The organism is Bacillus cereus (genome assembly GCF_007678085.1).
Lineage (GTDB): Bacteria > Bacillota > Bacilli > Bacillales > Bacillaceae_G > Bacillus_A > Bacillus_A cereus_BE.
On record NZ_VEDW01000001.1, the window covers coordinates 125,466 to 148,186 of the forward strand.

Here is a 22,721-nt window from a genome sequence, read left to right on the forward strand (position 1 = left end):
CATTAACGCCACCATATCCAAGCCCAAAAGTAGTTTCGTATATTTCGAGGAGTAATGTGTATAAAACGTTCCCCATCAAAGAAACAATTTAAATTTGGAAGTATTTCATTTGGATTGTCTGAGATAAAGGTGACGATGTTTTCATTGCTTGTAATGGTTACTGTAATTGGTGGATCGGTAGGCGAGACTTGAAGTTGTAATGAAATATTGGCAGTATTTTTAAATTCATTATTAACAGGTGGACTTATCACTTGTACTGTAAATAACACGATAATTGTTTCGTCTGGTTCCAAGTTAGTAGCGACTAGGAAACCGATATTCGGATTCGCTAGTGGAGAGCGTTCCTCGTTAATAAAGACAGTGCCGTTTATAAATTGTAAACCTGCTGGAATGGTATCTTGTAACGAAACATTTGAAAGTGAAATATCAGAAGTATTCGTAATGCGCACCGTATAATCAAAATATTGGTTTAAATAAGCTGAGCTGACGGAAGCGCTTTTTACTACTGTCGCAGTTATAAATTGAACTGGTATACGAACGATATTTGAATTAACAATAAAAGTAACAATTGGATCTTGTGGTGTCAACTGGAATGCGGCTGTAACTGTTGCAGAATTGATAATTGTACTGTTTGAAGGAATAGAAGTGACGAGAACTTGAAATGTTAGCGTTGTTACCTCATCTGCAGGTAAAGCGCCGATATTAATACCTGTATCTGGACGAACATTTGGAACTAGGGTACCGTTAATTGTTACGCTGTTTTCTATGAATGTTGTACCAGCTGGAAGACTGTCTATAACGGAAGTACTTATTGTAGGAATTGGAGAGTCATTAAATATCTCTAATGTGAACGTAATAATATCTCCTATCATGACCATAGATTTATCAGCTGTTTTTTCAATATGAACCATTGGATCAATGATTATCGTTGTAACAGTATTTGTTTGCTTTGTAACGGTATTTATTTGCCTTGTAATCGTAATAGGTGGTTCGATTGGACCGACAATAGGCGTATAGGAAATAGTCGCATCGTTATTGATTGTAGGGTGAAGAGTAGAAGAAGATATTGTCACTTGGAATGTAATAATAACAGAATCATTAGGAGCAAGGTTTCCTAATGTAATACCATTTTCAGGATTCTCATTAGGTTGATTGATTCCGTTGATCGTTACACTACCAATAACGAAAGTTGTATCTACTGGTGCCGTGTCTACTAGAAGAAGATCTTCAATTGTGATATTACCATTATTCGTAATGGTAATAGTGTACGTTAAAGTTTGACCAGGCAAGGCGCTCGTGAAATCAACAGCTTTTATCGCAACGACATTATCATTTTGGACAGTTGTTGTGACAGTATTTGTTGTAGTTGTGTTTGTAACAGGTACATTATTTGGATTGACTATATAGTTAAAGGTAGTAATGGCTTGGTTGGTCAGTTCATTTGGTGTTGGGATAGAAGTTACAGAAACTTGGAATGAAGCACTAGCATCTCCGCCGACAGTTATAGTACCAATTGGTATACCACTTATTGGATTAACTCCCGGAAGAGTTTCTCCGTTTACAATGACGCTATTTTCTATAAATGTAGTACCTTGAGGAATAGTATCCTGAATAACTACATCATTTGCTGCAACATTACCAGTTTGATTGAGCGTAATCGTATACGTTAACGTATCACCGATTGTTGCAAATGCAAGGTCCACAGCTTTATTACTATTCAAATTTGCGTGATTAATTTCTGTTGTAGCAGCAGACGAAATGATAGTTTCGGTAATAGGTGGTCGATTCGGTATCGTGTATTGGTATTCAATTGTACTCGTGTTAGAGATTGGATTTGTTTGCGGAATTGAAGTAACCCGTACTTGGAATAGAATAGTTGCTGTCGTATTAGGTGGAATGTTATCAAGTTGTATCCCGTTAAGTGGGTTGTCATTTGGACGAGCGGTGCCATTCACAATAACACTATTCTCTATAAAGCTCGTATTTGCTGGGATGATATCTGTAACGATAATGTTTTCTACTTGTATATTCCCATTGTTTGTGATGGCAATTGTGTAAGGGATAATCGTTTGTAGGTCAGCATATTGGATAGGCGTTGTTTTTATAGCGAGTACATTAGCAGAAATAACTTCAGTGAAGGTAATATTACTAGTTGATATTTGTTCCTCGCCATTAATTGTATAACGAGAAGTTGATTGGTTTTGGATACGACTGCTAGCTGGAAGAGATACCACAGTAACGGAAAACGTGACTGGGATAGAAGTGTTAGGAGCAATCGTTCCTACAAGTATACCAGTATTTGGATTCGCGTTAAGCTGAGGGATATTATTTACTAAAACACTACCGTCTATAAAGGTTGTTCCATCAGGGATATTGTCTGTAAATACAACAGAAGTAGCATCCGTATTTCCTGTATTCGTTAAAGTTGTTGTATAAGTTAAAATGTCACCAATCGTTACAGAAGTTAAATCAACAGTTTTCAGTGAAACGATATCAGCATCATTTATTTGGACGAAAGTAGTATTGGAAGTAGTAGATTTTTGAATTGGTGCAAAGTCAGGATTGAAAATAAAGTCGTAGACGATGTTTGCAGTATTAGGTGTTGGATTTATAGAAGGTAAATTCGCAACGACAACTTGGAATGTTATTGTTGTCGATTGACCTGGTGCGATATTAGGAATGGAAAAGCCTATATTTGGATCTGCTGCAGGGAGTACAGTACTGTTAACTATTACACTTCCTGGAATAAATATTGTTCCATCTTCTATAGTATCTGTAAAAAAGATGGAGTTAGTTGTAGTAGATCCGTTATTTTGAATGAATACTGTATATTCAATGGTGTCATCAATATTTGCTAATACTGTATTAGCGGATTTTGTAGCGATAAGAATAACATCAATAAATTGTATATTTGTAGTATTGGAAGTGATCGTTTCTGAAATTGGTGGTAAGCTTGGGGCTGGTTGATACTCATAGTGAATGACAGCAATATTATTAATGTTATTTTGAGAAGGTATAGAGACTACATTTACTTGGAACGTAACAATAATCGTATTGTTTGGAAGAATTATATCAAGATTGATACCGGTAGTTGGATTTTCGTTAGGCCTTGGTATGCCATCTACAAGTATGCTATTTGGAACAAATATGGTGCCAGCAGCAATTGCGTCAATTAGGAGAGTATTTGTAATAGGTACTGTACCAGCATTTGTAACTGCGATTGTATATGTGATGATTTGACCGATGCGTGTAATAGCTCTGTTAGCGGATTTAATTGCACTTACATTTGCCGTCCGCACTTCAGTATTTACTGCATTTGATAACGATCTGCGCTGAATAATAGGAGAACTAGGATCAATTTGGTATTCATACGAAGTGTCTGAAATGTTAATGACTGTGTTGCCCTCTGGTATACTTATAAGTTGTACTTGGAATGAAATAGTGATTGTTTCATCTGGTTGTATCGTGCCAAGAGTTACTCCATTTTCAGGGTTCACACCAGGCTGAATTACATTATTTATTGATAAGCTATCTTCAATGAATATAGTACCTTCTGGAATGTTGTCAATGAACACCGTATTGTTAGCTGGAACAGTTCCTATATTTTGTAGTGTATTTGTGTAGGTGATATTTTGCCCGGTGGATACGAAAGTAACATCCGCCTGTTTAACAGAAATAATATTTGCATTTTGAAGTGATGTTGTAACGATATTAGAATTTGCAGTGCGATTCACTGGTGGAGCTGTAGGAATACTTACATATTGGTAAGTTACAGATGATTGATTTACAATTTCGGTTTCAGTTGGTGTGTTATTTGTTTGTACTTGAAATAGTATTGTTTTGGAACTGTTTGGTGGAATCGTTCCAAGTGGTATGCCGTTTTCTGGATTTACACCAGGCTGAAGTACACCGTTAATTGTGACACTGTCTGGAACGAATGTAGTCCCAGCTGGAATAACATCTGTAAAAATAATATTTATTGCATCAACATTGCCGATATTTTTCACTTCAGAAATATAAAGTATAGTTCCGCCAATATCTACAGTTATTGGATTGGACGTTTTTGTAATTGTCAATTGTGCTAGCACGAAATTTGTAATGACAATATTACTTGAAGATGTTTCAGTAATAGGCGGTTGTCCTGGGTCTGGTTGAATTGTATATGTTGTATTAGATTGATTTGTAATCGATTGTTGCGAGAATGAATCGTTAATAAGAATTTGGAACGAAATAAGGTGAGTAGCGTTTGCTGCTAGGTTAGGCAAAGTAACACCTGCATTTGGATTTGCACCAAGTATAGCTGTTCCATTAAGTGTAAAACTATTTTCTACGAATGTAGTCCCTTCTGGAATCGTATCTGAAAATATGAGATTAGTAGCTGGAATATTTCCGGTATTTTCTAGCGTTATCGTATAGGTCAAAATATCACCTGTTGTTGCTTGTTGTGCATTGACTGCTTTTAAAGAAAGAACATTTGCATCTGAAATTTGTGTGAAAGCAGGGTTAGACGTAATGGTTCGAGAGATGATAGGAGCAGTTGGATCGGCGATAAAAGTATAGTCAATACGAGCTATATTAGAAATTGGATTCACGCTTGGAATGGATTGAACGATAACTTGGAATGTGACGGTGACGATTTCTGAAGGTGCAATGGCGTTTAAGGGGATTCCTACGTTTGGATCAGTACCTGGAGCTGAAACGCTATTAATGGTCACGCTATTCGGAATAAATGCGGTTCCCTCTGGGACTAAATCTGTTAAAGTAACTGTATTTGCAGTTGTATTCCCGTTATTTTGAACGACTATAGTGTAAGTGATTGTACCGTCAGTAGACTGTACGAGGGAATCTGTATTTTTAATTACAGATAGCGATGCATCAACGACAGCTGTATTCACCGTATTAGATGAAGATGTTGCTGTAACTGGAGGTTGACTTGGGTCGACAATATACGTGTAACTTGTAAGTGCTTGATTTATAATCGCTCCTTGCGGTGGAATAGAACTTGCAAGAAATTGGAACGTAATCGTAGCGGAATCACCTGGTGCGATAATGCCAACTGGAATACCGAGAGTTGGACTTGCATCTGGAAGTGGAATCCCGTTAAGCGTAACACTATTTGGAACAAATAATGCTCCTTCAGGAACGCCATTAATGAGTAATACAGAATTTGCAGGGAAGTTTCCAGTATTCGTTAATGTTGCTGTATACGTAATGATATCTCCGATAGATACGATTGATCGATTTGCTTCTAAAACAGTTGTAACAGTAGCGTTATTAATTTGTGTGGAAGCACTATTAGAAGTTATTGTACCTGTAACAGGAGGAGAGGCCGGATTAACTATAAATTCGTATTGAATAGATGCAACGTTTGTAATTGGGTTCGAAGGTGGAGTAGATGTAACTATGACTTGGAAAGTAACAGTTAAGGAACTACCCGCGTTCACGGTTCCAATATTAACGCCGCTATTTGGATTTGCACCTGGAATGGTACTTCCATTTACAGTAAAACTATTTTCAACAAAAGTTGTTCCTGCTGGAATTGAATCTGAGAAATTTACATTCGTAGCATCTGTATTGCCGTTATTTTGAATTAAAACTGTATAAGCGATCGTGTCTCCGATGTTTGCAAAGGCAGCATTAGCAGTTTTTACAGCTGAAAGTATTGCTGAATTAATAGAAGTAACGAAGACGTTCGTTTCCACGTTGCCAGGCTGAGCTTGTAATGCATTTCCTACGTTATATTGGAAGTTTACAAACCCTAAGTTTTGGAGTTCCGGTGTAAATGTTGTTGGATTGCTTACAATTTGAACTTGGAATACGATTGTTACAGTTTGATTTGGAATGATCGTATTTATGCCAATACCGTCAATGATAGAAGCGGATGCTAATGGAGTGCCATCAACAATAACTGATCCTGCAACAAATTGTGTCCACGATGGTATCGGGTCTGAGAAAATAACGTTATTAGCAGGAATATTTCCAGTATTCGTAATCGTAGTTGTATACGTAATCGTATCACCAATCGTTGCAAAAGCTTTATCTCCGATTTTAGTAGTAGTTAAAATAGCACTTTCAATTGTTGTTGTAACACTATTTGAAGTAATGTTTTTTGAAACAGGAGGATTAGCTGGATTAACGATATGCTGGAAGCTAACGCTAGCTTGATTAGAAATTGGATTTATAGGCGGAATTTCATCGGCACTAATATGAAATGCTACAATGACAGATTCGTTTGGGGCAATATCACCAATTGGAACGCCTGTAATTAGGTATGCATTTGGGATGGTAGTTCCGTTAAGTGTAAAGCTATTTGGTTCAAAGGAAGTTCCGTCTGGAATTAGGTCGGTAAAAATAACATTCGTCGCACTAACATTTCCACTATTTGTAATCGTAACGGAGTAGATAATATCTTGCCCAATATCTACTGTTGACACATTTGAATTTTTTTGTGCAGTAAGGATAGCGCTATTAATTTGTGTCGTCGTTGTATTAGATTGATTAGAAGTTGAAATGAACGGCTGATCTGGATCAACAATATAACGGTAAGTGGTAAGAGCCGAATTAGAAATCGGATTGTTGATTGGGAGGGTTGAAACGATGGCTTGGAATGTGACAATTGATGTGCTTCCACCATTAATTGAGCCGATATTTACACCAGTAGATAAATCAGCGTTTGGAATAGTTTGCCCATTAACTGTGAAACTGTTTGGAACGAAACTTAAATTGCTATCAAGTATATCGATAACGGTAACATCAGTTGCAGCTGCATTCCCAGAATTAGGAAGGTTAAGTGTAAATGTTATTGTATTACCAACATCCGCAAAAGTAAGATTTGCTGCTTTTGTACTAATAATAGTTGCATTGTTTATTTGAAGAAGGGTCGTGTTAGAATTAGCTGTACTTGAAACGGGAGGATTATTTGGATCAACAGTAAACTCATAATTCGTGGATGCGGTATTCGGTACTGGATTAATAGGTGGAATGTTGTTCACTGCAACTTGAAAGACGATACTATATATTTCATTAGGCGGAAGTGCTGCAAGTAATACACCGGTATTTGGATTCGCGTCAAGTTGTAAAACACCATCAACAGTTAATGTGTTAGGAACAAATGTGAGTCCGCTCGGTAATACATCCGTGAATACAATGTTGGCTGCATCTGTATTTCCTATATTCGAAATAGAAGTAGTGTAAAAAGCAGTTTGCCCAATATCTGCAAAGGAGACACTTTCATTTTTCGTCATGGATAATATAGCTTCTTTAATTTGTGTTGAAACAGGATTACTAATTGAAGTTTCTGCATCAGGCGGTGAAACTAATTGATACGATGTTGATGAGAAATTTACAATTGGATTTTCGATTGGTAATGACGTTACAGTAACTTGGAACGAAACTGTTACTGTAGTCCCACCTATTATAGTCCCAATATTTACACCGTTCGATGGGTCCGCACCGCTTTGGGGAATGCCATTAATAGAAAAAGAGTTTGTAATAAATGTGGTTCCGCTTGGCATTGTATCAGTGAATATGACATTTTGTGCGGCGGAATTTCCATTGTTTGATAGAGTGACGGTATAGGTGAGTGTGTCTCCAATACGACTAAAGGATTTATCGACTTGTTTTAATGAAAGAATGGTAGCTGTGTTAATTGTAGTAAACACTGTGTTTGAATTGACATTCTTTGAAACAATAGGGGCATTAGGATCAGCGATAAATGTGTAAGAAGCACTAGCGGAATTGGAAATAGGATTTTGAACAGGAGTAGAAGTAGCGGTAACTTGAAATGCTATTGCTATTGAGCTGTTAGGAGCAATTGCTCCAATTGTTATGCCTGTATTAGGATTAAGTCCAATTTGTGTGATGCCATCAATTGTAACGCTATCAGCAATAAACGTTGTACCATCTGGTATAAGGTCAGTGAACGTAATATTCGTAGCGTTTGTATTACCGTTATTCGTTAAGATTGTCGTATAGGTAATAGTATCACCTAGCGTTACAAGTGTTTGATCGACCGATTTTACCATCGTTAACATAGCATCTAATACAGGGTTTGTAACGATATTCGTTGAAGTAGAAGTAGTAGCAGGAGCTCCGTTTGGATCAACAGTATAAGAGTATAAAATCGTATCGTTACCCATAATCGAGCTTGAAGGGGGAACAGAAATAACATTTACTTGGAAAGTAACAGTTACTGTTTCACCTGGAGCGATATTTGGTATAGTTACTCCAAGTGCTGGCTGTGCACCAAGCTGTTGGATACCATTTATTGTGACCGAATCTGGTACGAAAGTAGTGCTAGGAGGAATGGCACTTGTAAAAGTTATATTTGTAGCGTTTGTATTTCCTGTATTCGTAATCGTAGTCGTATACGTAAGTGTATCACCGACGGAAATAATAGATTTATCAACAGTTTTTGTTGTATTTAATATTGCACTATTAATGGTCGTTGAAACTGTATTAGATATAGTTGTTTGTAATGCAGAAGGTTGGCTAGGATCAACCACATGTTCAAATTGTACGGAACTAAAATTAGAGATAGGATTTATGCTTGGAATGTTTGTTACAAGTGCGTTTATCGTAATAGTAGCTATATTACCGGGGGTTATATTTCCAATCTGAATTCCGCTAGCTGGATTTCCAATTTGCTGTGTACCAGAATCGTTTGTAAGTGTTCCGGAAATAAATGTTGTTCCTTCAGGTAAAATATCCGTGAAAATTATATTTTGGGAAGTGACATTTCCAGGGTTACTTAATGAAATTGTATAAGAAAGTGTATCCCCGATTGTAGCGAAAGTTTTATCTACAGATTTAACTGCCACAATTTCCCCAGAATTTATTTGTGTTGAAACAGCATTAGATGTCGTACTTCGTGAAACAAGTGGTAAATTAGGTCCTGTCATAAATTGATAATCAATGGAAGCACCGTTTACAACCGGCGAGTTTGGTCCTCCAGGTCCGATTGTAAAAATAGGATTTGGGATGCTAACTACTTGCACGCGGAAGGTGACGTTTGTAAAATCTCCTGCAATAATATCCCCAATCGGTATCCCGTTCGCTGGATTTACTCCAGGTAATAAAACTCCGCCTACTCGAACGCTATCTTCTATGAATATTGTGTTATTTGGAATTGGATCTGTAAAAATGATATTCGTAGCAGTTGTGTTCCCGATATTTTCTAATAAAACTGTATACGTTAAAAATGAATTTCCAGGTGCGATGTCAGAAAATAGACGATCTACACTTTTCGTTGCTTGGATGATTGCTTCGTTAATTTGCACTAAAGTTGGATTACTTGTAGCCGTTTCTGTTACTGGCGGCTCGGTAGGATCCACAATGATAGAATAAGTTGTGCTAGATTGATTCAATGTTGGGTTTGTAGTTGGTATTGAGCCGACGATCGCTTGAAAACTAATTGTTGTCGTTCCTCCAACTGGAATTGCGTCTAAAGAAATCCCGCTATCTGGTCTAAAGCCGAGTTGTGGGATAGTGTTAATTTGTACGCTATCAGGCACGAATGAAAGTTCAGGGGGTAATATATCGATAAAAACAGGTGTGTTAGCGGTAGTATTTCCGTTATTAGTGAGTGTAGTTGTATACGTAATTGTATCTCCAACAGCAGCAAATGCACTGCTTGCAGTTTTTGTTGCGATAACGGAGGCAGTATTTACTTGTGTAAAAGTTGTATTGGATTGAACTGTTCGTGAAACAGGCGGCTCATTTATATCAACAATAAAGCTATATTGAAGCGATGATTTGTTCTGAATTGGATTAGGTTTTGGAAGAGTTGTAATATTTACTTGAAAACTAAGTGTAACCGATGCATTTGAATTCAAGTTACCAATAGTAATACCGTTTTGTGGATTTGCATTCGGGATTGTTACACCATTTATCTTAAAGCTATTTGGGACAAAGGCGGTACCGTTTGGAATTGTATCTGTAAATACAATGTTGTTCGCAGTAGTATTTCCTGTGTTTGTAACAGATGAAGTGAATGTAATCGTATCACCAATTGTAGCGGAAGTTGTACTAGCATTTTTATTTATTACTAAAGTAGCGTCAACAATCGGTGTAACTGTCGTGTTTGTAACGGTACTTCCAACAGCTGGCGTTTCAGTTGGATTCACTGTATATTCGTAGTTTACTAGAGCATTATTCGTTAAAGTGCCATTAGGTGGAATAGCAAGGATTTTCACTTGGAATGTAATGAAAGTAGTGTCTCCTGGTGAAATATCATCTAAATGAATACCTAGTGAAGGGTCTACTCCAGGTTGAGATACGTTATTTATCGTAACGGAATTTGGGATGAAGGATGCACCTGGTCCAAGTCCATCTGTTAAAACTGTAGCACTAGCAGGGATATTTCCTGTGTTTGTAACTGCAATCGTATAAGTAACGATATCTCCAATTGCAGCATTCGGTGTATTCACTGACTTGGTAGCGATAATCGTAGCATTATTGATTTGGGTTGTTATTACGTTACTTAGCGCATTAGAGGATATAGGAGGTAAGTTAGGATTTACAACATATTGGTACGTTGTATTACTTTGATTAGGGATTGGATTCGGATTCGGGATGGAATTTACTTGCACTTGGAACGAAATTATCGTATTTGCATTCGGATTTATTGGATCAATCGCTATTCCATTCGCTGGATTTACATTAGAGAGTATATTCCCATTTACTGTTACACTATTTGGAATAAAAGACGTCCCGCTTGGAATGGCATCGGTAAACACTATATTTGATGCAAGTGTGTTTCCGTTATTCGTTAAAGTAGTCGTGTACGTAATGATATCATTTACGTTCGCAAACTGTTTATCTGCAGATTTTACAGAGGTAATCGTAGCGTTATTAATAGTTGTCTGTACGGTGTTGGAGGCAACCATCTGCATGACGGTTGGTTTGGATGGATCATATGTGTATTGGAATGTAGTGCTTGATTGATTTGTAATTGGATTTTCACTAGGAATAGTTGGTACAAAAACCTGGAATGCAACAGTACGTGATGAATTTGCTCCTATCGTACCGATAAGAATGCCGTTAGCAGGGTTTGCATTGGCTATAGGGACGCCGTTAATCGTTACAGTATTAGGAAGGAAGATGGTATCAGCTGGAATGATATCTGTAAACGTTACATTAGAGGCAGGGATATTGCCGTTATTCGTTAAAATTGTAGCATACGTTATGATATCGCCAACATCAGCGAAATTTGTGCTTGTTAGTTTCGTAGCAACAATATTAGCGGTATTAATTTGTGTCGTTACTATATTGCTAGTAGCATTTCTAACAACAGCAGGTAAATTTGGATCTGCGATAAAGCTATATTGAAGTGCAGCACTGTTTTGAACTGGATTTGGTGAAGGTAAACTATTTGCACTAATTTGGAAAACAATTGTTGTAATGCCGCCTGCTGGAATCGTACCAACTTGAAGACCAACACTTGGATCCGCACCTAGTTGTAAAGCGCCGCCTATAAAAATACTATTTGGTACGAGTGTCGTATCGGGAGGGAGTATATCGGTAACGACTACGTTATTTGCTGGAGTATTTCCAGGGTTAGCTAGGGCAATTGTATACGTGATTGGTTGCCCAACATTGGCGATAGTTAAATCTACATCCTTGAAAATAATTACATTTGCTAAATTAATTTGTGTACTTACAGTATTACTTAAAGAGGTTTCTATAGTTGGTGGATCTCCTGGGTTTAAAATAAAACTATACTGTGTACTAGATGAATTTATTGTTGGATTTTGCGCTGGTAAAGAGGTGACAGTTACTTGATAAGAAACAGTAATTTCACCGTTAGCAAGAATGGAAGGTAACGGAACGCCGATGTTCGGATCTGCATTATTTTGTAGCACACCATTAATAAGGAAAGTGTTTGGAATAAAGGTAGTGCCATCTGGATTTGTATCTACGAAAGTTGGACTATCAGCTGTAACGCTTCCTGCATTCGTTAAAAGAATGGTATAAGTTAATACATCCCCAACAGTAGCAAATGCTCGATCCACTGTTTTTGCTGAAATGACATTTGCGTCATTTACTTGAGTAAATATAGTGGTTGAAGTTGTGTTCTTACTTACAGGGGGAGCATTTGGATCAACGATAAAGTTATAGGAAATAGAAGCGCTATTTGAAATAGGGTTTGGATTTGGGATGCTAGTTATTAATACTTTGAATGAAGCTGTAATTGTAGTACCGGCATTAATACTACCAATAGTAACGCTAGTTGGTGTAACGCCTGGTTGAGTAACATTGTTAATCGTAACACTGTCTGGCACAAAGGCAGTACCATTCGCAATTGAATCGGATAGTACTACATTGTTCGCCGCAACATTTCCATCGTTTGTAAGAGAAAAGGTATAAGTTAATATGTCACCAACTTCTGCAAACGTTTGATTTACAGACTTAGTAGCTTGAAGGTTTGCTAGTCTAATTGTTGATGTAACAGAATTAGAATTTGCTGTTTTTGAAGTTGGTGGCAGACTTGGGTTTACAGTATATAGATAAGAAGCGAAAGCATTATTAATGATAGGATTTTGGGCGGTAATATTGATGACTGTTACTTGGAAAGAGAGTGTAATAGTAGCTCCGCCAGGAATTGTTCCGATAGGTAAAGCAACGAGAGAATCTACATTTTGTAAAACTCCGTTTAGTGTTACAGTACCAGGAGTCAATATCGTTCCATTTGGAAGTGGATCTGTTAGTTGTACGTTCGTAGCAGCTGTATTTCCACTGTTTGTAATGAGGATTGTATAACTTATCGTTTCGCCAATTGTAGCAAATTGTTTATTTGTTGATTTTGTTAATGTTAAGTTCGCATTGTTAATTTGAGTGGAAACGAGATTCGAAGAAATGTTTTTTGTAACGGGTGATTGGCTAGGATTGACGGTATATTGATAAGAAGCGCTTGAACCATTAGATACGACATTTGACGCGGGTATTGTGTTTACTACTACTTGAAATGAAACAGTTTTTGTTGTACCAGTTGGGATTGATCCAATGTTCACACCGTTAGCGGGATTTGCGCCCACTTGTGTCGTGCCATCTATTGTTAAACTGTTAAGGACAAAAGTTGTTCCGGTAGGAATGATATCTGTAAAAATAACATTGTTTGCATTTGTATTCCCTGTGCCAGTAAAGGAAACTGTGTAAGTTAGTGTATCACCAATATCTGCAAAAAATTTATCTACTGCTTTCGTCATTGTGACAGTAGCGTTATTCACTTGAGTGGAGACAATATTCGTCGTATCAGTCCCGCTTACTGCAGGTTGATTTGGTACAGGAATGTATTGATATGTTGTCGTGCCACTATTTAATATTGGATTTGTTTGTGGGATAGAAGGAACGAGTACTTGAAATGCAACAGTAGTCGTAGAATTAGCAGCAATAGATCCAATTGCTATACCATTAGCGGGATTTGCGCCAGCTTGAGTAACTCCGTTAACAGTTACACTTCCTGGAATGAAAGTAGTCCCGCTAGGAATCGGATCCGTGTATATAACGTTCGTTGCTGCAATATTTCCTATATTAGCTAAGGCGATACTATAAGTTAACGTTTCGCCAATATCAGTAAAGATTTTGTTAACTGATTTTGTACCATTAATATCTGCCAGGTTAATTTGTGTTCCAGCAGAGTTGCTTGTTGCAAGACCGTTAAAAGTAGTTCCACCGGCAATTGGTGTATATTGAAATGTAATATTCGCAGTGTTAGAAATTGGATTTTGATTTGGAAGAGAAACGACAGTTGCTTGGAAAGTTACTGTACGAGAAGCGCTGTTATTAATTGTTCCAAGAGATATACCAGCAGCCGGATTTGCATTTGTTTGTGGTATGTTATCTACTGTTACAGTGCCAGGTATGAAGGAAGTGCCGTTAGGGAGTATGTCTGTAAAAGTAACGTTATTAGCAGGCAGAAGGCCGGTATTAGGGATAGTAACGGTATAAGTGAGGACATCTCCAATTGCAGCGACGCTTTTATTCACGCTTTTCGTTGCTTGTATGTTAGGTGAGTTTATATTAATTTGTAACCCGACTGTATTTAACATATATGCATCTCCGTTAGTTGTTAAACGGATTGCAGCTGAGACTTGGGAATTTGTTAAATAAGGAGAAATATCAATAGAAGTAATGTCCCAACCTTGCCGGCCTGCGGAGATATTTGTGCTTGTAGCGGCACTTTGATTGCGTGTTCCGAATGTCCCAGTTGTATCTAAGTTTCCAGCCGCATTATTAATTTGAGAACCGAAGAAATTATTTATAGCATTATTTGGCCCGGATAAAGCATTTAATGAACTGAAATTTGGTCCAAATAACGCTTGATCCCCTGTAATATCTGCATCTCCTTCAATAGAACTTAAAAATAATCTCCCGCTTACAGGTCCTCCTGAAGGTGTTAAGAATCCAGAAACAGCTACATCTGCACTACCAGTATCAGCAGAAACACGGTTTCCAGCTACGTAAATTGTTAAGTTTCTTGCTGGTAATGTCCCGTTTTGATAAGCGACGATAAGCGTCCAGCCAGCTGAATTAATTGTTCCATTAGAAGCATCTATAGGATCTACAAGTCCAGGGACAGAGCCGGCTGTATAAGAGCCAGATCCTCCAGCTTGAATGAGCGAGGTTACATCTGCGGATCGTGTATAGAATCCAAATGTGACAGAACCAGAAACGAATGTTTGATTAGAAGCTGTAACAGCTGAAGGGGTAATCGAGTATGTTGACACAGGGGTTGTAAAAGAAACAGGGTTTCCTAATACACTCGTAATGTTTTGATCACGAGATAAATAGTTTCCCCCCCAAACAAGTTCTGCGTAAAGAATAGTACTACCAGCAGGTATATTTAATATAGCGGTAGAACTATTTTGTGTATAGTTTAATGTTGTACCAGCAGGAAAAGTAGGTACTTGTAAAGCGGTATTCGTAGTTGCGAATGCACCAATTGCCCCGATTGTACCAGCACGATTTTGATTACTAATTTTACTTAAGCCTAGTGTATTTCCTGTAATAGCGAGTGCCCCGTTAGTGGTGGTAGAAAATCGATTCGTAATGGGCATGTTTTCACCTCATTTACAATATAGTCTTGGTCAAAATAGGATATGTATGTGACAAATAAAGGGAAACATGTACGAGTTGAATAGGGAAGATTGATGTAAACGTCTAAATAATGAGGTGGAGAATGGGTGAATTGGCATTTAGCGTGGAGCGTCTTAGAAAAGAAAATATTGATGATATTATAGCATTATCTTCTTATATTGGGTGGGATTATAACAAAGAAGAAATTGAGACTATTTTTGACTCAGGTATTGTATACGGTGTGTGGAATGGGAGGAAGGAACTTATTGCTAGCGCGGCAATAATATTATATGGGGAGAAAGTAGCGTCTATCGGAATGGTGATTGTACATCCAAATTATAAGGGAAGTGGGATTGGGAAGGCGATAACGAATTCATGTATTAAGAGCGTATCGGATCAAACTTCCATTATGCTTATTGCTACGGACGAGGGAAAACCTTTATATGAAAAATTAGGATTTAGAGCAGTAAGCTATGTTTCTAAATACATATGTAACTCGTACAATGTGAATGATTATTGTATAGGAAATGAAGATTATATAATGAATTATAAAGAGTGTGATTTACAAGAAATAATAAAATTAGATGAATATGCGTTTGGAACAAATAGAGAAGAGTTTTTAACGAAAAGAATTATGCAAAGTGAACAGTGTATCGTTGTAAAGGATAAGGAACAAAATGCATTAGGATATGGTTTGAGTGTACAAACACCCGAAAATAAAATAATAGGTCCAGTCGTTGCTAAAAATGATGCAATGGCAATGAGAATTGTACATTATTTAGCAAGAGATCATAATGGTAAATTGAGAATTGATGTACCAGAAGGAAAGGACGATTTTCTGAAAGAGTTAGAGATTGCTGGTTTTAAAAAGGCGAATATACCACCAATTATGTTGAAAAATAGCGATCAATTATTAAAAAGGAATAATGAGTTATATAGCATTGCAGCGCAAATTTTTGGCTGAAAAGAATCCTTCTGAACGAAGGATTCTTTTTCGTTAATCACGATACTGATTGTGAGTTGGTTGAAAGAGGTCTTCCTCGATATCTCTCACCATAGAAAAATGATCAACGTTATAATGGCCATGTAAAGTTTTATTATGATGACCAATAATTTGCTCTGCAGACAATACGCTAGAATCAGTTGTGGAATGCCCGTTTTTAATTAATGTAACGTCAAATCCTTGTACAGTAGCAGTTCTAACAGCAGTGTCAATACAATGTTCTGTTTTACATCCACCGATAACGATATGGTTAATTTTTTCTTCTTTTAAAAGTTCGAGTAGAGAAGTGCCATAGAATGAGTTTGTTGCTGCTTTATTAATAAGGATTGCAGACTGAGGTACTTTAATTTGATTATGTACTTCAAATCCTTCTCCGCTGCCAGAAGCAACATCGATATCTCTTACGAAAACAATAAGGGCATTTGCATCTATTGCTTTTTGTACGGCTGTATTTAGTGTAGATAATAACTCGGTTTTACGAAAAACTTCATTTTCTTGTTCATTCCCATCCATTAATTCTTGCTGCGCATCGATAATTAATAGTGCTTGTTTCATCGTGTCTCCCCTTTAATATGAAATAAGTGCTATTATACATATTCATTCAGATTGTAGGGAAATCCTCTATTGTCTACGAAGTAGACGATAGATTTACAAAGTTGTCAAAGAAATTTCATTCTCATAGCATGTAAAAACATGTATGATAGGAGATGGAGAATTTTTGAGTAGGTGGGAATAACATGCAAACAGTAGAAGATTATCTTTCATTCTTACATACGAAGGGATTTAAATTATCAGAGGAAGCACAAGGATTTATTATGTTCGGACAAGGATATACTGGTGCATCTGATGGAATTGTGAACGCAGCAATAGAAGCGACAATTAAACATCAATTACAGTTTGATGGGAGTTATTTTGTTGCGTTATTAGAACGATTGAAAGAAGAAGAGATTACGGATAAAAAAAGCGCTAAGGCTTTTATGCGGAAGTTACAAGCGTAACTTCACGCAGCCTGCGCTTCTTTTTTTGTTTTGGAAGGTAATTCAACAAAAACCATGCCTAGGAAAATACATAGGCATCCGATAATAGCAGAAAGAGAAAGTTGTTCGTTTGCAACGAGAACGCCTGTTAATGCAGCAAAAACGGGCTCCATTGCGAAAATAATTGCTACTCTCGTTGGAGACGTATGTTTTTGCGCTGATGTTTGAATGAAAAAAGCAATAGATGTCGCGAATAGGGAAGTTAGAAATAGGGCGAATAAAAAGGAAGAATTCGTCCATAGTGCTATTGAAAATAATTTTTCCCAATCTTCAAACAAAAAGGCGCAAATAGAAGAAAACATACCGACAGCTAATACTTGTGATGTGCTTAGTAATAAAGGTGATATTTTCTTAGAAAAGAAGCCGTTAACGAGAATATGAGCAGCGAAAGCAACTGCACAACCGAGAACGAGTATATCGCCGATGTTTAATTGAAAAGAATCACCAGCCGTTAATAAGTATAAACCTGCTGTTGCTACAGCAATACCAAGTACGATAAAAATAGTAGCTTTTTGTTTTAAAAAGATAAAAGATAGAATTGGTACCATAACGATACTAAGCCCTGTTAAGAAGCCTGCTTTTGAAGAAGTTGTATAAAGTAAGCCGAATGTTTGTAATACATAGCCAACACATAAAAAGAATCCAACGATTAATCCAGCGAGGCTACTCTGTTTTATATGTTGTTTTGAAGTGTTTTTTGAGAAAATCATTTGAACGAATAATAAAATAATTCCAGCGAATAAAAAGCGAATACCATTAAAAGTAAATGGACCAACGAACGACATTGCATTTTGAACGACAACAAACGTAGCTCCCCAAATAAAAGAGACGAATAATAACGCAAGAGGAGCAATCCAATCTTTTTTCACACTCATACCCCCGTTAATTTTGTAAGATAGCTTTTCTAGCTAATTCATCAGCAACTTTATTTTGACTGCTTGGAATCCACTTAATAAAAAAGAGATCGAAACTTTTTATGTACTGCAGTGCTTCCTCTAATAGTGGTGCAAACATTTTATTTTTCGCGTATTCTTTTTCAACAGCTCGCTCGACAAGTTGCGAATCTGTACGAAAAGAGACAATGTTATAATTATGCTCTGTGCAATATTTTAATGCCGCAAGTAAAGCGTGGTATTCTGCTTCGTGATTGGACATTGTCCCAAGGGGCAATGATAATTGTACAGCTGGTTGAACCCCTTTAATAAACACGCCTGCACCAGAAGGACCAGGATTTCCTTTTGATGCACCATCAATATATACTTCAATCAAAATGAGAAACCTCCAAATTATAAGATGATCCCCTACTTATATGTTTTCTTGGAGTAGGGGATAGAGTAACTTAGCCGATTGTAATACTATAACGACATGTAAATGTTTCATTCGCTTGTAAAGATTGAATTCCTTTTTTTTCCTTGAAATCTTTTGCCGGATTTACTTCATCAGCAATACCGTACCAAGGTTCAATACATAAGAAAGGTGCGTTCTCGCCTGGTGTCCATACGCCGACAAATGGGAAGCCATCAAATTCTACTTTTACAAATTTATTATGTTTATGAGAACGAATAGAGATTTCATCCGTATTCATATTTTCAAAAATAAGTGCATCATTTTTGAATAAATCGTATGTAAGTGGTAATTCATTCGTATTTTCAGCAATTAATTGCTTTTTACTTGAAAGGTAAGGTCCTTCTAATACGCTTGTTTCTAAGCGCTCAGAACCATTAAATGATAAATGATAATCTGTAAATGATTCACCCTCTAGTAACGGGAAGTTGAAACCAGGATGTGCTCCGATTGAGAAGAACATCTCTTTTGAAGTAGGGTTATGTACTTCATATATTACATGAACGATTTGTCCGTCTAGCTCATAAGAAACGAGTAATTCAAATTCGTATGGGTATTTTTTTAATGTTTCTTCATTACTAGTTACAATATAAGTGATTTTCGTTTCACTTTGTTCTTTTACAGAGAATGTAAGATCACGAGCAAAGCCGTGTTGTGTTAAAGAATATGGCTTACCATCTACGTAGTAGGTATTATCTACTAATCGGCCAACAATTGGGAATAAAATAGGTGAGCGGCGCCCCCAATAAGTAGAATCGCCTTGCCATAAATATTCAGTGTTATCTTCTTTTAAGCGAACGCTTTGTAATTCTGCACCTTTGTCAGAAATGGAAACGATCACTTTTTCATTTTGAATTGTTGCTGTCATGAAGTGAAACCTCCTAAATCTTTCATATGTTTTATTATACGTTGTCTAAAAGAAAAAAGGTAGTTAATGATAGGAATCTATTGACGAAAGAGTGTGTATTGCGTAGAATATAATCTTGTTGCTTAAAAAACGAATAACGTGGTTCGAAACCATCCCACGTAAAAAAACTAAGGAGATTTTGTCATGAATATTAGAACTTTAGTCGGTAATGGTATTTTAGCGGCATTATATATTGCTGTTTCTATGCTTATTCAGCCATTTGGCTTTACGAATGTACAGTTTCGTATTTCAGAGATGTTTAATCATCTTGTTGTATTTAATAAGAAAGCAATTTACGGGATTGTATTAGGTGTATTTTTAACAAATCTCTTTTTCTCACCAATGATCGCTTACGATTTAGTATTTGGAGTAGGGCAATCTATTCTTGCATTAGTTGCAACGATTATTTCTATGCGATTTATTAAAGGTGTTTGGGCTCGTATGATTTTTAATACAGTTATTTTTACGATTACAATGTTTATGATTGCAATTGAACTTCATCTTGCATTGGGTTTACCATTTATGTTGTCTTGGTTAACATGTGCAGTCGGTGAATTTGTTGTCATGGCGATCGGTATGCCTGTAATGTACTGGATTAATAAGCGAGTACAATTTGAAAGATTTATGCAATAGATGAAAGAGCTATTCCTAAAGGGATAGCTCTTTTTGTATGTAATCACATTGAATATAATGCTGTAACTCTTGATACAATATAATAAAATAAAGTGAGGCTTTCATTAGCTGGCTACATATAAGAAGTCTTATATAAGGGGAATCTAGTATGAAATATAAAATTCATTGGTTGTATAAAACGAAGCGCGGTTTGCAGACGGAATTAACGACAGATTATATGAACATAGAAGATGTACTACAATTTGCAGATGATTTCGAGAAAACAGGAAGAGTGAAAGAACTATCATTTTATGATGAAATGGATGCAGAATGGTCATTAAAGGAAATGAAAAAGCTGAGTAAACAAGTGGAGGAAGAGCCCCAAGAAATACTCGTTTATTTTGATGGGGGATATGATGTTCAGACGAAAGAAGCTGGAGTAGGTATATGTGTATACTATAAAAAAGGAAATACCAAATACCGAATTCGCCGTAATGCATATATAGAAGGTATATATGATAATAATGAAGCGGAATATGCATCATTACTATACGGAATGAATATACTCGAGGAATTAGGGATTAAGTATGAAGCAGTTACGCTTCGCGGTGATTCTCAAGTTGTACTGCAGCAATTGGCTGGAGAATGGCCGTGTTATGATGAGCATTTAAATCATTACTTAGATCAAATTGAACAAAAGGCGAAGCAAATGAAATTAAAACTTGTATGTGAGCCGATATCTAGAAAACAAAACAAAGAAGCACACCAATTAGCTACGCAAGCATTAGAAGGAACAGTCATTGATAGTCATAAAGAAATAACCGAATAGAGAGGTGCAAAGGTGGATAAAAAGCAACTCATTACAGAGGTAAATGACTTATTAGAAACGTATTGTGAAGGATGTTTCTTGCGAGAACATAATCGAAAGACAAATAGTAAGTATTATGCTCATTCCTTTTGTATTAGGCAATGTACAGTTGGAGAAACATTGAAAAAGTATGGAGAACAGTTATCATAAAAAACATCCAGAGAAAATTCTCTGGATGTTTTTTTAGTGCTTCGCTTCATTTAATTGATGCTCGCATTTACTTAATTTCTTTTCCTCATTCATTAGAAATGGTTCATCTAAATCTGTCGCAACAGATTTCATAATTTCAAGCTGAGAGCGAGCGGCTTCTACAGCAGTAGTAGCATGCTCTAATGTATCTGGATCCATTGAAATTGTCGCTGATCCTACCATTTTTTGTGCTGTTTCTACACGGAATTTTACTTCTTCAAAATCATTTACTTCTGATCCCATTGATAATTCCTCCTTTGTATATTGCGCATTTCATATAGTTTTTGCTCTGTAAAACGGAAATATACAAAGGAATAACAAAGGAGGTTACCAAGTAAGGTAACCTCCTGTCATATGTTGGATTAAAGTTTTACTACGTTAGCAGCTTGAGGTCCGCGGTTTCCTTCAGTGATATCGAAAGATACTTCTTGACCTTCTTCTAAAGCTTTGTAGCCATCACCTTGAATAGCAGAGAAATGTACGAATACATCGTCAGCGCCTTCCATTTCGATAAATCCAAAACCTTTTTCGTTGTTAAACCATTTTACTTTTCCTTGCATGTTACAATTCCTCCTAAAAACATTTGCTTTTTTCATTTAGTGAAATTCATTTGAAAGATAATATAAACTAAAAATGCTATAATCTTGAATATTCTGCTAAATGATTAATTCAAATATACACGAATTGGTAGAAATTAGTCAAGTAAGCGATTTTATTTTTTTGTATTTTTAAATAATTTTTCGGCCGAATTTTTAAATAGGTATAGGACAGGCCGAGTGTGTAATATTCTTAATTGAATGCTATACATAATGAGGTGAAAGAAAGAATGAATGAGTCTTATTTATTAGATAATGAAGGAATGAGAACAAGAACTGACATACCGAATTGGGTTGCAAAAGAATTTCAAAATTTTTCGAGTGTCGTGTTAGACCCAACTTTCCCGTGCTATTTCGGTTTAACGGCTTTGAAAAAGAATGAACTTCGTTATTCATTTCTTTCTCATAATGATTGGAGTCATTTGCCACATACAATGCTATCTTTTTTAGAGTTGATGAAAGAGCGGCCAATTGTAAGAAGAGGATTTTTTCTTTTTGTAGAACCGGAGTGTGAAGAACAATCACTAGAATATTATCGTGATTACTTTTGGAAAGTACTACAATATTTACATGAAAACGATGATCAAATATGGCCGAAGCAAATTCCAGAAGACCCAGACCATTACTTATGGGAATTTTCATTTGGTGGGGAACCGATATTCGCATTTGGAAATGCACCAGCTTATAAACAACGAAAAACGAGACATTTAGGAAATTCTCTCGTTATTGGATTTCAGCCACGTACTATATTTGATGGACTAGAAGGGGATCGTCCTAAAGGGGCATATTCAAGACAAACGGTCCGGGAGCGAGTTGAAAAGTGGGATCAGCTGCCGAAACATCCTAACATTAGTCATTATGGTGATCCAGATCATCGCGAATGGAAACAATACTTCATAGGAGACGATGTAGAACCGATAAAAGGAAAATGTCCTTTTCTTCATAAGATAGAAAAGTAAGAGCCATCCTCTAGATGGCTCTTTTGCATATTTTGGATAAAAAAGGGTATTTTAGTAGTAAATATTTTGATGAAAGCTAGTCTATTTTTAATCATTACATCATTACTTAATAGTAAAGGAAGTAGAAAGGA

General features: G+C 36.5%; 13 protein-coding genes and 1 riboswitch. Of the genes, 6 read left to right on the forward strand and 7 right to left on the reverse strand.

Annotated elements, in window-relative coordinates; all coding sequences use genetic code 11:
* Positions 1-2 precede the first annotated feature (2 nt).
* A complete protein-coding gene (locus FS742_RS00680) occupies positions 3-15,056 on the reverse strand; it encodes a DUF11 domain-containing protein (RefSeq protein ID WP_144610682.1) in 15,054 nt (5,017 codons plus the stop codon).
* A gap of 122 nt (positions 15,057-15,178) precedes the next feature.
* On the opposite strand from FS742_RS00680, the gene FS742_RS00685 reads away from it, so the two are divergent.
* Positions 15,179-16,039, forward strand: a complete 861-nt coding sequence (locus FS742_RS00685) for a GNAT family N-acetyltransferase (RefSeq protein WP_144610684.1) — start codon at positions 15,179-15,181, stop codon at positions 16,037-16,039.
* Positions 16,040-16,072: 33 nt separating this feature from the next.
* Here FS742_RS00685 and FS742_RS00690 read toward each other — a convergent pair whose 3' ends face one another.
* Complete coding sequence (locus FS742_RS00690) at positions 16,073-16,633, reverse strand: cysteine hydrolase family protein (protein ID WP_144610686.1); 561 nt, start codon at positions 16,631-16,633, stop codon at positions 16,073-16,075.
* Between the two features lie 182 nt (positions 16,634-16,815).
* Between FS742_RS00690 and FS742_RS00695 the strand changes: the two genes are divergently transcribed.
* Positions 16,816-17,076, forward strand: a complete 261-nt coding sequence (locus FS742_RS00695) for a DUF6123 family protein (RefSeq protein WP_001195212.1) — start codon at positions 16,816-16,818, stop codon at positions 17,074-17,076.
* A 2-nt stretch (positions 17,077-17,078) separates the two neighbouring features.
* On the opposite strand, the gene FS742_RS00700 is transcribed toward FS742_RS00695, so the two are convergent.
* From FS742_RS00700 to FS742_RS00710, 3 genes are all read right to left on the reverse strand, one after another.
* Positions 17,079-17,984 (reverse strand): DMT family transporter, encoded by a 906-nt coding sequence (locus FS742_RS00700; RefSeq protein WP_144610688.1) that lies wholly within the window; start codon positions 17,982-17,984, stop codon positions 17,079-17,081.
* Between the two features lie 13 nt (positions 17,985-17,997).
* Complete coding sequence (locus tag FS742_RS00705; RefSeq protein WP_000573873.1) at positions 17,998-18,384, reverse strand: reverse transcriptase-like protein; 387 nt, start codon at positions 18,382-18,384, stop codon at positions 17,998-18,000.
* Between the two features lie 70 nt (positions 18,385-18,454).
* Positions 18,455-19,327: an aldose 1-epimerase family protein gene (locus tag FS742_RS00710; protein ID WP_144610690.1), complete on the reverse strand. Its 873-nt coding sequence runs from the start codon at positions 19,325-19,327 to the stop codon at positions 18,455-18,457.
* Between the two features lie 132 nt (positions 19,328-19,459).
* Positions 19,460-19,504: riboswitch (PreQ1 riboswitch) on the forward strand.
* Positions 19,505-19,510: 6 nt separating this feature from the next.
* Between FS742_RS00710 and FS742_RS00715 the strand changes: the two genes are divergently transcribed.
* The 3 genes from FS742_RS00715 to FS742_RS00725 all read left to right on the forward strand — a co-directional run bounded on the left by FS742_RS00715 (position 19,511) and on the right by FS742_RS00725 (position 20,996).
* Positions 19,511-19,999, forward strand: coding sequence for a QueT transporter family protein (locus tag FS742_RS00715; RefSeq protein WP_001026476.1), 489 nt, complete (start codon positions 19,511-19,513; stop codon positions 19,997-19,999).
* Between the two features lie 148 nt (positions 20,000-20,147).
* On the forward strand, positions 20,148-20,807 hold the full coding sequence (locus tag FS742_RS00720; RefSeq protein ID WP_144610692.1) for a ribonuclease H family protein: 660 nt from the start codon (positions 20,148-20,150) through the stop codon (positions 20,805-20,807).
* Between the two features lie 12 nt (positions 20,808-20,819).
* Positions 20,820-20,996 (forward strand): zinc-finger domain-containing protein, encoded by a 177-nt coding sequence (locus FS742_RS00725; protein ID WP_000358801.1) that lies wholly within the window; start codon positions 20,820-20,822, stop codon positions 20,994-20,996.
* A gap of 33 nt (positions 20,997-21,029) precedes the next feature.
* Here the strand turns inward: FS742_RS00725 and FS742_RS00730 are convergent, their stop codons facing one another.
* Both FS742_RS00730 and cspB read right to left on the reverse strand, forming a co-directional pair.
* Positions 21,030-21,278: a DUF2564 family protein gene (locus FS742_RS00730; RefSeq protein WP_000534394.1), complete on the reverse strand. Its 249-nt coding sequence runs from the start codon at positions 21,276-21,278 to the stop codon at positions 21,030-21,032.
* Positions 21,279-21,397: 119 nt separating this feature from the next.
* A complete protein-coding gene (gene cspB, locus FS742_RS00735) occupies positions 21,398-21,595 on the reverse strand; it encodes a cold shock-like protein CspB (protein WP_001161731.1) in 198 nt (65 codons plus the stop codon).
* A gap of 266 nt (positions 21,596-21,861) precedes the next feature.
* Between cspB and FS742_RS00740 the strand changes: the two genes are divergently transcribed.
* Positions 21,862-22,590, forward strand: a complete 729-nt coding sequence (locus FS742_RS00740) for a YqcI/YcgG family protein (RefSeq protein WP_144610694.1) — start codon at positions 21,862-21,864, stop codon at positions 22,588-22,590.
* Positions 22,591-22,721 lie beyond the last annotated feature (131 nt).

Coding starts and splice junctions, on each gene's coding strand:
- FS742_RS00680 (WP_144610682.1), bottom strand. CDS start 15,056: ATGCCCATTACGAATCGATTTTCTACCACCACTAACGGGGCACTCGCT.
- FS742_RS00685 (WP_144610684.1), top strand. CDS start 15,179: ATGGGTGAATTGGCATTTAGCGTGGAGCGTCTTAGAAAAGAAAATATT.
- FS742_RS00690 (WP_144610686.1), bottom strand. CDS start 16,633: ATGAAACAAGCACTATTAATTATCGATGCGCAGCAAGAATTAATGGAT.
- FS742_RS00695 (WP_001195212.1), top strand. CDS start 16,816: ATGCAAACAGTAGAAGATTATCTTTCATTCTTACATACGAAGGGATTT.
- FS742_RS00710 (WP_144610690.1), bottom strand. CDS start 19,327: ATGACAGCAACAATTCAAAATGAAAAAGTGATCGTTTCCATTTCTGAC.
- FS742_RS00715 (WP_001026476.1), top strand. CDS start 19,511: ATGAATATTAGAACTTTAGTCGGTAATGGTATTTTAGCGGCATTATAT.
- FS742_RS00720 (WP_144610692.1), top strand. CDS start 20,148: ATGAAATATAAAATTCATTGGTTGTATAAAACGAAGCGCGGTTTGCAG.
- FS742_RS00730 (WP_000534394.1), bottom strand. CDS start 21,278: ATGGGATCAGAAGTAAATGATTTTGAAGAAGTAAAATTCCGTGTAGAA.
- cspB (WP_001161731.1), bottom strand. CDS start 21,595: ATGCAAGGAAAAGTAAAATGGTTTAACAACGAAAAAGGTTTTGGATTT.
- FS742_RS00740 (WP_144610694.1), top strand. CDS start 21,862: ATGAATGAGTCTTATTTATTAGATAATGAAGGAATGAGAACAAGAACT.